This window comes from Rhizomonospora bruguierae (assembly GCF_018397995.1).
Taxonomy (GTDB): Bacteria; Actinomycetota; Actinomycetes; order Mycobacteriales; family Micromonosporaceae; genus Rhizomonospora; species Rhizomonospora bruguierae.
Genome location: NZ_BBQH01000081.1, coordinates 48,168 through 58,519, shown reverse-complemented (window position 1 = coordinate 58,519; position 10,352 = coordinate 48,168). Strand labels below are relative to the sequence as shown.

The 10,352-nt window shown below is 71.4% G+C and carries 11 protein-coding genes; 6 read left to right on the top strand and 5 right to left on the bottom strand.

Going from position 1 to position 10,352, the window contains the following annotated elements; all coding sequences use genetic code 11:
• The 5 genes from KJS59_RS26875 to KJS59_RS26855 all read left to right on the top strand — a co-directional run.
• The coding region (locus tag KJS59_RS26875) for a reverse transcriptase domain-containing protein (protein ID WP_249714936.1) at nt 1-258 on the top strand (258 nt) is incomplete at its 5' end.
• A 552-nt stretch (nt 259-810) separates the two neighbouring features.
• Nucleotides 811-1,089: an RNA-dependent RNA polymerase family protein gene (locus KJS59_RS26870; protein ID WP_213456040.1), complete on the top strand. Its 279-nt coding sequence runs from the start codon at nt 811-813 to the stop codon at nt 1,087-1,089.
• 12 nt (nt 1,090-1,101) lie between these two features.
• The gene (locus tag KJS59_RS26865; protein ID WP_213456038.1) at nt 1,102-1,395 is read left to right on the top strand and encodes a reverse transcriptase domain-containing protein; all 294 of its coding nucleotides are present in this window, start codon (nt 1,102-1,104) and stop codon (nt 1,393-1,395) included.
• A gap of 227 nt (nt 1,396-1,622) precedes the next feature.
• On the top strand, nt 1,623-1,868 hold the full coding sequence (locus KJS59_RS26860; protein WP_213456036.1) for a hypothetical protein: 246 nt from the start codon (nt 1,623-1,625) through the stop codon (nt 1,866-1,868).
• A gap of 64 nt (nt 1,869-1,932) precedes the next feature.
• Entirely contained in the window at nt 1,933-2,340 is a 408-nt protein-coding gene (locus tag KJS59_RS26855) for a hypothetical protein (RefSeq protein ID WP_213456034.1), read from the top strand.
• 177 nt (nt 2,341-2,517) lie between these two features.
• On the opposite strand, the gene KJS59_RS26850 is transcribed toward KJS59_RS26855, so the two are convergent.
• Together KJS59_RS26850 and KJS59_RS26845 are read right to left on the bottom strand one after the other, a co-directional pair.
• Complete coding sequence (locus KJS59_RS26850; protein WP_213456031.1) at nt 2,518-3,078, bottom strand: flavoprotein; 561 nt, start codon at nt 3,076-3,078, stop codon at nt 2,518-2,520.
• Nucleotides 3,075-4,439, bottom strand: a complete 1,365-nt coding sequence (locus tag KJS59_RS26845; RefSeq protein ID WP_213456029.1) for a hypothetical protein — start codon at nt 4,437-4,439, stop codon at nt 3,075-3,077. The genes KJS59_RS26850 and KJS59_RS26845 overlap by 4 nt, the downstream gene beginning before the upstream one ends.
• A gap of 539 nt (nt 4,440-4,978) precedes the next feature.
• Here KJS59_RS26845 and KJS59_RS26840 point away from each other — a divergent pair.
• Entirely contained in the window at nt 4,979-5,698 is a 720-nt protein-coding gene (locus tag KJS59_RS26840; protein ID WP_213456027.1) for a hypothetical protein, read from the top strand.
• Here the strand turns inward: KJS59_RS26840 and KJS59_RS26835 are convergent.
• The 3 genes from KJS59_RS26835 to KJS59_RS26825 form a co-directional block, all read right to left on the bottom strand.
• Complete coding sequence (locus KJS59_RS26835) at nt 5,631-6,509, bottom strand: GNAT family N-acetyltransferase (RefSeq protein WP_213456025.1); 879 nt, start codon at nt 6,507-6,509, stop codon at nt 5,631-5,633. The two genes, KJS59_RS26840 and KJS59_RS26835, sit on opposite strands and share 68 nt — an antisense overlap.
• Before the next feature lie 86 nt (nt 6,510-6,595).
• Nucleotides 6,596-7,918, bottom strand: coding sequence for an Hsp70 family protein (locus tag KJS59_RS26830; RefSeq protein WP_213456023.1), 1,323 nt, complete (start codon nt 7,916-7,918; stop codon nt 6,596-6,598).
• A complete protein-coding gene (locus tag KJS59_RS26825; protein WP_213456021.1) occupies nt 7,918-9,954 on the bottom strand; it encodes an Hsp70 family protein in 2,037 nt (678 codons plus the stop codon). The genes KJS59_RS26830 and KJS59_RS26825 overlap by 1 nt, the downstream gene beginning before the upstream one ends.
• Nucleotides 9,955-10,352: the final 398 nt, after the last annotated feature.

Genomic DNA, 10,352 nt, shown 5'->3' with positions numbered 1-10,352 from the left:
TCTGCGGTGTCGCCTGTCCTGGCGAACCTGTTCTTGCACTACGCGTTCGACATGTGGATGGGCCGGGTGTTCCCCGGCTGCCCGTTCGAGCGTTACGCCGACGATGCGGTGATCCACTGCCGCACGCTGGCGGAGGCGAGAATGGTCCTGGCCGCGCTGCGGACCAGGATGGCCGAGGTCGGACTGGAGTTACATCCGGACAAGACTCGGATCGTGTGTGTGCCACGCGCGCAGAGGGAGAGGCTGGGATGTAGGTAGGAGACCTCGATCGATGTGCTGCTGCGTGGGAGATGAAGGATTGTGGCCCTTCGGCATCGCCCTTCGGGGGGTGGTGTCAAACCGCCTCATGCTGCGTTGGCTGAAGACCGGCGTGGTGAGCGATGAGGAAAAGGCGCCGTGAGAGGCGTCAGGTGGGAATCGGGAAGGCGAGCGCAAGCGAATCGCTGCTGAAGTGTCGAAATTAGTTTTAGGTGGCATCAGAACTGGGGCGTGCACGAGGCTCCAGGATGAGTCTGGCGGATACCCGGTTACTGGCCAGGCGGTGCCCGGCATGTAGGCGACGCGAGCCCGGTTTGCTGCTTTCACGTGGAACGTGGGAAGGCCAGCCCCGATACTGCCACCGCTGGGGAGCGGCGGCGAGAAGGAGTGCGCCAAGCGGCAGAAACCGTAAGACGTTGAGTACTGTCGCGGGGTTGGCATTCGGACCGGCTCATAGTAGTGAGGAACCCTCTGTAATGGAGGGGGAGCGAAGGGGCTGGACCATTCGAGGTGAGTTCGTTCGGGCAACCAGAAGATTCTGGGAGGGATCGAGTGGGCGAGCTGAAGTCGCCGGGAAAGCCGTTTGTGATCTCGAAGCGGCTCGTATGGGAAGCGTACCTGAGAGTCAAGGCCAATCAGGGTGCGCCGGGTGTGGATGGGTGCTCGATAGAGAAGTTCGAAGCCGATCTGGAGAGTAATCTGTACCGGATCTGGAATAGGATGTCCTCGGGCGGCTACTTCCCACCCCCGGTGAAGGCGGTGGAGATACCGAAATCGCATGGCGGGGTAAGAATCCTGGGCGTGCCGACCGTGGCTGATCGGATTGCGTAAACGGTGGTTGCCATGGAGTTGGAGAAATGGGTGGAACCGATGTTCCATCGGGACTCGTATGGCTACCGGCCACGGCGCTCCGCGTTGGACGCGGTAGGCACATGCCGAAAACGCTGCTGGGAGTACGATTGGGCGGTCGATTTGGACATCCAAAAGTTCTTCGACAGCGTCGATCACTCGCTGATGGTCAAGGCGGTAGAGGCCAACACCGACCAACCGTGGGTGGTGCTGTATGTGCCTTATCGAGAAGGGGAGGCAGTCCGTGCGAAGAGCAGCAACATTCATGATTCTGGCGGCCGCCATTAGCCTGGCCATGCCTATCCCTGCAATGGCGGGACCAAAGGCCACCGAACCTGTCCATCTGACGTACACAAGTGGCAGCGACATCATTACTGGTCGCCTTACCTTGGACTTCCCAGCTGCCGGAACTGATGCCCACACCCTATGGATGGAGTGACGCCAACGGCTACTTCACCTACCAACACGCTTGCGGCGGGACCACTGCTCCGTGGGGGTTCAGAATAAGCTCGTCCGTGCAGTCCATCATCACGAGCACCGTGACAGAGCAGGGTATGGATTGGTGGCGCAACTACACCGCCATGTCTCGGCGGGCCCCGCACGTCGTATCGAAGGACTACCAATTCCACGGAACCTTCAAGCCGGTTGACGACAACGACCTAATCACTTATGGCGACTACTTCTACTTCACCGTACGCGTCAACGGCAATACCGGCGCCGGAAGCTTGCACGTCTGGGGCGAGCTGCATAACGTAAGGTAGCGGTAGATGGCGAAACAAGTCCTGCGGCTGACGCATTGACCTAATCATCTAGGGGGAGCACGCGGTGGACATCGAAATGCCTGACGCCTTCCACCCTGTCGCCAGGGACCTCATGGCGACATCCCTGGTGCGGCTCCGCTTTGACGTCCCCCTGTTCTCCGACCCGATGCATGATGCGCTCTCGCTCCATGACGACGAGCACGGATTCGCGATCCAACTGCAGGTTCCGAAAACCCTCAGCCGGCAAGAACAGATTGTCCAGGTGGCAGACCAGGTGCAGGACTGGACCGTGGAGTCGCTGAGCCGCCAGGGCCTACCGGCGACGTGGCCGGAGTGTTCCGAGCATCCCGGCTCGCACCCGCTCCGGCCAGCGCTTTCGGGCAGGTCGCCGGTCTGGGAGTGCCCCCGCACCGGCCACACCATCGCGGTCATCGGCTCGCTCCGGCCGCCCGACACGCAGCCGCGGGATTGACGGCGTGCCGCCTTCCCGCTAGCGAACCGTTGGAGGAACCCGACCGCCGCGTCGGATCGCCACAATGCCCGTCGCTGATCGACCCGCCAGAAAAGATCAACAACGGGTGGAACGTCCTTGATCAACACGTGAGGCTGACTGGGCGGGCGTGGTGCGCGGCCGGAATCGGCCCGGGTGCTACTGGTCCACGCTCCGGTGCGCCGTCTGAGCTGCGGTGCGGAACGCCGTCGCCCAGGGAAACACCGCTTGGCGCTCGGCTCCGCCGCCTGGCGGGTGTGGTTCCCATCCGTCGTCCGGACCGAGCAGGACCCGTACCCCCTCTTGCCGGAGCGTGGCCACCGCGTGTTGGAAGGGTGCCCGCGCGGCCAGGGCCGCGTTGACGAACGGCACCACCACGGTGGGAACGTTGCGTCCGATCAATTCGGCGATCGAGGTCAACGGGTAACTGTCGGCGATGCCCAGGGCTATCTTGTTCACCGTGTTGTACGTGGCCGGGGCAATGATCAGTGCGTCGACCCACGTTGGAACCCGCCGGCCCCTCCCAACAGTCTGATACGAGGTGCGCACGGGGTTCCCGGTGAGCCGCTCGATCGCCGGTATGTCGATGAAGTTCGCCGCGCTCGCCGTGGCGGTGACCGCCATCGTCCACGATGCCTCGCGAGCCACCACGATCAGCCGGGCGACGTCGGAGGCGGGGCCGGCGCCGCACACGACGATCTGCAGGTGCCCGTCGCTCACAGGCGGATTCCTGCCGCGGCGGCGAAGGTGGTGACCTCGGCTCGTACCCCGCCTCGGGAGAGAACAGCGAGGTCACCAACGATCTTCCGCGCAGCCGGCCGGTGGCGGATCTCCTCCGGCGCTACGCGGTACGCCGTCCTCAGCGCCGATAGCCCCTCCTCGTGGCGGCCCCATTGCGTGTACGCCTGCGCTACGTCAACGAACAGCGCCGCCTTGCGCTCGGCGAGTGTGATCTTGTCGAGCTGGATCTGGCGGGCGAGGGAGATCGCGCCGCCCGCGTCGCCGAGCGTGAGGGCCACATTGACCCGATGTAGCAGCACGTTGCCCGGACCGAATGCGGTCCAGCGATCGTTGCCGTCGTACCCCAGCCTGGTGGCGGTTCGCGATGCCTCGTCCAGCATCGTGGCAGCGGCGTCCCGGTCATCTGCCCTCGCGGCTGCGATCGCGCCGCGCAGCATCAGCGCCCCGTACACGGCGACCGCGTCTACGGAACTGAGCCGGGTAGCCCGATCCAGGTCGTTGGCTGCGGCCTGCGCGAGGTGCAAGGCACGACGGGCGTGGCCGTTCGCCATCAGCGCATGGGTCATGATCCGGGCACTGGTGCCCACCGCCACCGGGTCCTCGCTGGCGAGCCCGCAGTGGCGGCTGCGTTCGGCCGCGACGAGTGCCATCGCTTGATCGCCGACCTTCAGAAGCACACTGCCCACGACATGATAGAGATCCGCGGCCAGCGTAGCCAGCTGTTCCCGCTCGTCGCCGCCGCTTTCCGATCTCGCCAGGGCTAGATCGGGAAGCAGTACCACGAGCCGGTCGAGGACCTGCTTGTAACGGCACGCCTGATAGTCGGCCTTCGCAGCGGCGACTCCCTTGGCCAGGCATAGCCGGGAAGGAGGCGTCGTGCCCGGCCCGGCGGCCGGATGCCCTGCTGACACCAGCACGTCGAGTAGGTGCGTGACCGCAGGAAGGACAGCAACGCCGCGCAGCATCGCTCCCGCGAGAAGACCCCTGCGCCGCATGTCACCATCCTGGTCAGGACCGCCGAGAGTGCCCTCGCCAGTATCGACCGCTGGCCCCGGGATCGTGGCGGAGCCGGAGATTGCGAGAACCGCGGATGCGCCGCCGCCACCCGCTGCCATGAGCTTCTCGAAGCGTTCCTTGACCTCCGGTGCGGCCCGCATCAGCACGGTGTCCAGCGCGGCCTGCATATCGGCACGTAGCTGGACGCCCCGACCTCGGCTGCTCCATGTGGCGACCGTGCGCCGCGCGGCCCCCAGGTGCTCGGCGAAGTCGGTCACGCTCATTCGCAACGCCTTACGCAGAGCGTTGGCCTCCCAGCCGGTCCACATCACCACGGTGGTCATCGCAACGCCCTTCCCGGACTGCGGCGCTTGTCGCCATGGTAACCGCATGTGTGGGTCCGAAAGTGCACCGTCAATGCACCGGCGGGACATTTCCGTACAGTCATGGATCAGCCAGCCTGTACGTGGGACCGGTTGTTCGCCGAGATCCGACTGACGCCAAATGCACCCTGAGCGTTGACATCGCCTGACCGGCCGGCGCCGGGCCACTCAGGAAATCACAGGTTCGGCTCATCCCACTGACCGTTGTGGAACCAAGAACTGTTCACCCCGCCCGACCATGGAGGGTTCCTGTGCCACCGCGACCGCTGCGTCCCAAAGTGCTTGAGTTCCGGGTCTTCCGCGGTACCGAGGCGATCCGCGCCGGTTTGTTGACCGAGCATCAACTGCGGAGCCGGGCGTGGGTCCGGCTGCTCCAGGACGTGTACGCGGATGCGCGGTTGGAGCAGGATCACCGGTTGATGTGCCGGGCGGCGGCGCTTCGCCTCCCGAAAGGGGCGGTAGCCGCAGGGCCGTCAGCGGCCGTCCTTCACGGAGTCACCGTGGCGGCGGGGTTCAACGACCCGGTGCACGTCGTGTCGCCACCGTCCGTTCGGGTCAGTGCGCAGAGCAGGTTGCGGGTGCACGTCGGGGAGATGTGCTACGACGAGGTGCTCCTGCACGCCGAGCCGCCGTGCACCACTGCCATCCGCGCCGCCTGGGATGTCGCCCGTTGGCTCTCGCCCGCCGACTCGGTGCCGATCCTCGACGCGATGCTCCACAGCGGAATCGTCGCCCGCGCGGACCTGGACGCGCTGCTCGTGCGGCACAACGGCCGGCGGGGCAGCAGACGCTGCCGGATCGCGTTCGGCATCGCCGACGAGGCCGGCGGCCACCCGCTCGGGTCACGGCTGCGGGCGCTGCTGGTCCTGGCCGATGTTCCGCGACCGGCAGTCGGTTACGTGGTGGCGTACCCCAGCGGCCTGGAGCTGCGGGTGGAGATGGCGTGGCCCGATCAGCGAGTGGCGGTCGTGTATGACATGCGCCAGACGGCGGCGTTGACCGTGGCCGGCTGGATCGTGGTTCACGTACCTCTCGAGCGGGTGCGGCGCGACATCCCGAGGGTCGTGCGGGAAGTTCGGCAGGCTCTTGCCCGGCGTGACCGGAAGATGGCCGAGCGCCTGTGGGGGCCGGAGTGGAGGCCGGGTGGTGAGCTCACAGCGGCAGGGGCGCCTGGAGGGCGATGCTCTGGGCGCGGTACGCGTAGCCGAGCCGTTCGTTGAGCCGGCGCAGGTCCTCGCCGCCCCGCCGGGTGCGCGCGACGACCTCGCGGACGCCGTTGCGGGCGGCCCAGGCGAGCGTGTGCCGGGTCAGGGCGGTCGCCACGCCCCGGCGGCGCCACTGCGGACGGACAGCGGTGAGGCCGTGCTCCGCTCGCTCCGGGTGGCCGGCGCGGGTGAGCAGGCCGGCGCAGCCGATCACCCCGTCCCCGGCCAGCGCGACGAACATCGCGGCCGGGTCGGTGAGCCACTCCCGCTGCCACTGGGCGGGCGTCACGGGCGGTTGGCCGGGCAGCCCCGCGAGCGCGCCCCGGGCGACCGACTCGTACGCCTCGGGCCAGCGGTGGGGCTGCTCGGCGACGGAGACGATCCATACGCCCGCCGGGAGCGCCGGCGAGCGCTCGACGCCGACCGGGCGGACCTGTTCCGCCTGCCGTTCGACCTCCACGAAGCCGAACCGGGCGCCGAACGCGACGCCCACCGCGTCGTCCGTGTGCCCGAGCGCGAGCGGGAAGCCCTGCTCGGTGGCGTGCGCGGCCAGCCCGTACAGCAGGGCACCGCCGACGCCACGGCGCCGCGCGTGGGGCAGCACCCGCGGCGTCACCGCCGCCCGACCGGCCTGATCGGACGGCCCGACCATCCCCGCGCCGACCACCTCACCGTCCAGCGTGGCGAGCAGCAGCAGGCGCTCCGGTGCGGCGCCGGCCCGCAGCCGGGCCACCGAGGGCACCGCGCCGTCCGGCGCCACGGCCAGGCGGATCTGCCGCCAGGCGTGGTAGTCGGCGTCGGTCATCACCTCCCGCAGCGCGATCATGCGGCGAAGGTAACCCCGGGGGGTGAGCCGCCGCGAGCGGATTCCCACGTTTCGTACCACCGCCGGCGTGGCCGCCGGGCGGATTCTCAGGCGCGGACCACCGCCAGCCATTCGCCCGCCGCGACCGGGGTGCCGGGGCCGACCAGGAACCGGTCCACCGCCCCGGGGGCGGCGGCGACCAGGTCCCACAGCGCGCCGCCGGGCAGCCGGACCCGGGCGAGCGGGTGCCCCGCCCCGTACGGCTCGCCCGGCTCGACCAGCCAGCGGACCAGGGTTCCCCCGCCGCCGGGGATCGGGAACGCTAGCGGCACGGTCCGGCCGCCGGGCGTCTCCGCCGCGATCACGCGGGGCCCGCTGCGGGGCAGCCAGCCGACCGCGCCGCGGACCACCGCGAGCTCCGGCTCCGGGAACCGGCGCACGGGGCGGTGGAACGCGCCGGCCAGCAGCCGGGTGACCAGCGGCATCCGGGTCGCGCCGCCGACCGGCAGCACCTCGTCCGGCGCCGCGCCGGCCTCGGCCAGCACCTGCTCCGCACACTCGACCGTGCGGCGCAGCAGCGGCTCGGCCAGCGCGGCGAACTCGTCGGCGGTCAGCCGGTACGGCGGGGTGTCCGGCAGCAGGCTCCGCTCGACCACCGGCCCGTCGCTCAGTCCCTCCCGGACCTGCCGGGCGAGGTCCGTCACGGCCCGGTCGAGCCGGGTGGCGTCGGCCGCCGAGGCGCCGGTGAGCGCGGTTTCCCGCCACGGCTGCGCGCTGGCCCGGATGTGCTCGGCGATCAGCGCGTCCAGCGGGTCGCCGCCCAGCCCGTCGATCCCCGCCTGGGCGAGCACCCGGTGCCCGTGCCGGTCCAGTTCCACCAGGGCGGTGGAGAAACCCGAGGCGCCCAGCCCGTACACCAGCAGCCGGCTGCCGGACGGCAGCGCCGGACCGGAGCCGGGCGCGTGCGCCGCCGCGAGCGGCTCGGCCAGCAGTTCCACCACCCCGAAGCCGGCCGCCTCGCCGGCCGCGATCAGCCACTCCCGGCGCGGGTCGGCGCCGGTGTAGCTGACCGGGACGGTGAGCAGCAGCCGGTCGACCACCCCGCCGTGCCGCCGCCGCGCCGCCGCGCCGATCGCGGCCAGCAGCCCGGCCACCAGGTCCACCGGGCGGTACCGGTGGTCGCCGAGCGTGACGGGCGCGTCACTGTCGAGGGTGCGGACGAAACGGCCGGCGTAGTTGGCCGGCTCCGCCGGGCGGTGCCGCTCGGCCAGCGCGCCGAAGGCCAGGCCCTCGGCCGGGTCCAGGTACGCGGCGGCCGGCCACTGGCCGGAGCCGTCCGCCGGGTCCGGCACCAGCCAGGCGTCCCCGCTGTCGAACACCGCCGCCCGCGCGCATGCCGCGCCGAGGTCGACCACGAGCGCCGCCGCCATCAGACCACCCACACCGTGACGCGGCTGTGCCCCGGCGCGGTCCAGCGGGCCAGCAGGTGCCGGCCGTCCTCGGTGAACGCCACCGAGGCGCCGGTCGCGTCGGCCTGTTCGGTGCGGAACACCTCCGTGTCGCGTTCGGTCAGCGTCACCGCCACTCCGCCGGCCGCCGGCCGCGTCGTCGCCCGCAGCCCGTCCGGGGCGACCGCGGTGGCCGTGAAGGCGTCTCGGGTGCTGCGCTGCGCGTACCCCGGGTGCCTGTGCATCCAGGACTCGTCGGACAGCCGGTCCACCGGGGCGCCGCTGGCCAGGTCCCAGATGGTCACGGTGCCGCGCCGGTACCGGCCGACGCCGCGCCCCACGCTCGCCACCGCCACCCGCCACAGTTGCTCGTTGACCAGCACCGTGCCGGGCGGCTCCGGCTCGCCGAAGGTGTTGGTGAGCCGGGCGGAGCCCAGGTCGTACAGGTGCAGCGCGCCGGTCGGCTCCCAGGCGAGCAGCGCGGGCCGGCCCTCCGGGTCGACGAACAGCCGGCCGCCGAGGGGCGGCCCGACCAGCGCCGGGCGTACCTCGCCGAGCGGGGCACCGTCCGGCACCGCCCGGGCGGTCACCACACGACCCCCGTCGACGCACTCGAGCAGGACGCGCCGCTGCGGGGTGAGCAGCCACTCACCGTCGGTCCCGACCTCGGACACCTGGGGTGGCGGGTCGGCCAGGAGGGCGGCCGGGTCGCGCGCGGCGGCGACCGCCAGGGTCGGGCCGACCAGCCCGCCGGCCGGAATCCGGTGGGCGAGGACCCGCCCCGGCTCGGCGGCGGTCACCTCCACCACCCGGTCGTCGCCGGTGCGTACCAGCGCGAGCGGCGTGCCCGCCTCGTGCGGGTGGTTCTCCTCGACCAGCCAGCGCAGCAGCCGGCCCCCGCCGCCCGGTATCGACCAGGTCAGCGGCGCCACCCGCCAGCCGGGCTGCTCGGCGGCCACCCGCCGGGCCGGCTGGTCCAGTGCCCAGCGGGCCGCGCCGCGCACCGGGTTCGCCCGGCGCATCGGCCGGCCCAACCCGTTGGCCAGCATCGGCTCGACCAGCGGCGCCCGGGACCAGCCGCCGGCGAGCACCAGCGCCGTCACGTCCCCGAGGATCGCGCCCGCCCCGGCCACCACCGACCGGCAGTCCTCCAGCAGGCCGCGCAGCGCGGGCTCGATCACCGCGTCGAAGTCCTCCCGGGTGAGCCGGTAGGGCGGGACGGCCGGGCTCGGCGACCCCTCGGCCGCCGGCTCGTCGGCCACGGCCGCGATCAGCGTGTCGACCACGGCCCGCGCGTCCTGCTGGGCCCGCCGGGCGTCCTCCCCTCCGGCGGCGACCTGCGGCTCCAGCCACGACCGGGCGTGCGTGTGCAGCCGGTCGAGAAGCACCTCCGCCAGGTCCCGGCCGTCCGGAGAGGAGCGCCGCCCCAGGATCCGCGCGCCGCCGCCGGCCAGCCCGAGCAGCGTCGTGGACCAGGTGACGCCGAGGTCGCAGACCAGCACCAGGGCGTCCCGGCCGGGGTCGACCAGGTCGGTGTCCAGGGCGGCGGCGAACGAGGAGTCGATCAACTCGACGTCGGGCAGCCCGGCCGCCTCGCCCGCCGCGACCAGCGCCTCGCGGCGGGGGTCCCCCGGCTCGTAGGTGGCCGGCACGGTGAGCGTGAGCCGGTGGACCGGCTCGCCGGCGGCCTGCTCGGCCTCCGCCCGGAGCGGTTCGAGCGCCGCGGCCAGCGCCGCCACGCCGCTCACGGCCGCCTCGCCGCGGGCCGCGGTCAGCCGCAGTGGTGCCCCGGTGTCCAGGGCCCGCCGCGGGTTGGCGGCGTAGCCGCCCGGCTGCCCCCGGCGTTGCCGCTCCGCCTCGGCGCCGGAGACGAGACCGACGGGCGTCAGGCAGACGGCGGCGGAGCGGGTGAAGCCGCCGCCGCCCGGCTCGCGCAGGACGGTGGCCCGCCCGCCGGCCACCAGGGCCACGGCCGTGCGGGCCGTGCCGAGGTCGACCGCCAGGACCGGCTCTGCCATTCCACGCTCCACCGATCAAGAGTCCGCCGCCGCCCGGGACAACCAGTGACACATCAGTCTCGACCGTCCCCGGGCGCCTCGTCCAGCCCTCGACCGAGCACCCTTCGATGCCTGGTCATCCCCCGTGACGGGCCCTCGTCCGGCCATCCCGGCCGGTTCGGCTGGCCGGTGTGCTAGACGCCTGGGCGGCGCACTGCGTCACCCCCCATCGGGGGCGACCAGTCAGGGCAAATCGGGACTGACCGGCGCGGTGGCGGCGCGGCCGCACGGGTTCCCCGGGATCGTCTGACATCAATACGATGCGATCCGGGTGCGCCGGCACCCGGCTGTCCGGCCGGTGACTGCATCGACCATTGTATGTTCCGGTAATCTGCCGGTACTTCTTTCCGGCCCGGTGA